The sequence below is a fragment of the Metabacillus arenae genome (genome assembly GCF_014773385.1).
Lineage (GTDB): Bacteria > Bacillota > Bacilli > Bacillales > Bacillaceae > Metabacillus_D > Metabacillus_D arenae.
In genome coordinates, this window is sequence record NZ_JACXAI010000077.1 from 1 (window position 1) to 1,797 (window position 1,797).

Sequence of the window (1,797 nt, forward strand, 5' to 3'; positions counted from 1 at the left end):
TGTTCTTTTCTTCGTCCTCTTTAGATGTGCTTTAAGGCAGAAACCTAAGAACTCTGATGAGTTCTTCTTTAAGTTGACAACCTTCGATTTTTCTTCGCTAATTTCAAGACGTAGCCTTGTTTGAAGAAAATCCTTCACTGCATAATACATTTTGATTGCTTGTGAGCGAGTGCGGCAAAGGATTTTAAAGTCATCCGCATATCTCACGATATAACAATGTTTTAAGTTCGATTGTTTCAATGCATTATATCTGCCATTCTGTGATTTATATAGCTTTCGAGTTTCAAAGCTTTCCCATTGATTACTAACCCACCAATCTAGTTCATTTAATACGATGTTAGATAGAAGGGGCGATAAAATCCCCCCCTGGGGTGTACCTTTCGTTGGGAAGCCTTCTCCAATAATTTCAGCCTTTAAAAGACGTGAAATAATGGAAAGTAGTGCCTTATCACGAATGCCAAGTGACCACATTTGTTTTATTAATTTGGCATGATCCACATTGTCAAAGAATCCTTTTATATCAACATCTACACAATGATATAGGCACGCACGATTAATGAGCGTTTCAAACCTAGCTTTCGCATGATGTGTACTGCGATTTGGTCTAAAACCATAGCTGTGTTTATAAAACCTCGCTTCACAAATCGGCTCAAGCACTTGAAGAATACACTGTTGGAACAATCTATCCCAAATAGTCGGAATCCCTAAGGGTCGTGTTTCTCCATTTGCCTTTGGAATAAAGACCCGCCGAACGGATTGGGGTGTATAGTGTTCGAACATTCGTTGTATCTTCGATATAACTTCTGATACAGATAGTCGCTTTATATCTTCAATCGTTAATCCATCATATCCAGCCGTTTTACTGCCGGTATTTCGTTTAATATTCCGATAAGCTAACCGAATATTTCCATCGGATTGCATTAAATCGAGTAATCCATAAAAATTTTGACCATTAGCACTTTGAGCGTATAAAGAATCAAAATGATATTGCATATCATAATACTCATTGTGCCTCAGTTTCTTTCGTTTTAACAAGTCGGTGGCTCCTTTTAGAGCTGAACCTCTATTAGTCTTACAAGAACCTTATTAATCGTTGAAGAACTGTCTTGCATGGTGAATGAATCTTTTATTAGTCTAGTGGCTATCCCTCCACGTTCGTTACACGCTTCGAAGGTACTGTGCCACCACTTTCACTGATATGAAGAAAAGTTATACAGTCGCTATTCTCACGACTATTTTCCTTTCCAACGCTTCATCAAGAGTAAGCCCTCCACGTTATCAGCTTACAATGTTGAGTTATATCTATTATGGAACAAACTTAGGTGCTTCCTATGAGCCTGTTAGCATTGCCTGTGCCTGTAACACAAGATGGATTTTTATATTATGGATTCTTACTCATCCACAGCTAACCCTACATTTAGTAGTAAATACATTTCTGTAAAACGCGCGTCTAGACCCGTACATTCAGAAGTTTGTCAGCAATATACTTTCTTACTAAATTTCATCGCATTCTCTCCATATCTGTTCAACCCAAGCACCATGATTTACACCACCCCATCGGGTAGGCTTTCGTCAGCCAGACTGTTACGGTAAATTCTCACGCCTATTAGCCGAGCTTATAACACACTTTTTCTTACTAAACAGCGTGCTATTCGACGCAGGGGAAGCCTTTCAGAGCGTTACCTCCTCATTCGACTCCTCGACATAACCCTTCAGTTTCAGAGACCTAAAACTGCCTGACCTTTACCGAAATTGTGTGACCACATTTCATTTGAATCAGGAACATTTCGCACCCAT

The 1,797-nt window shown here is 39.2% G+C and carries 1 protein-coding gene; it reads right to left on the bottom strand.

Features of this window, described 5'->3' with window-relative positions:
* On the bottom strand, positions 1-993 hold a 993-nt coding region (gene ltrA / locus IC621_RS26195; protein ID WP_449810330.1), incomplete at its 3' end, for a group II intron reverse transcriptase/maturase.
* Between the last annotated feature and the right edge of the window lie 804 nt (positions 994-1,797).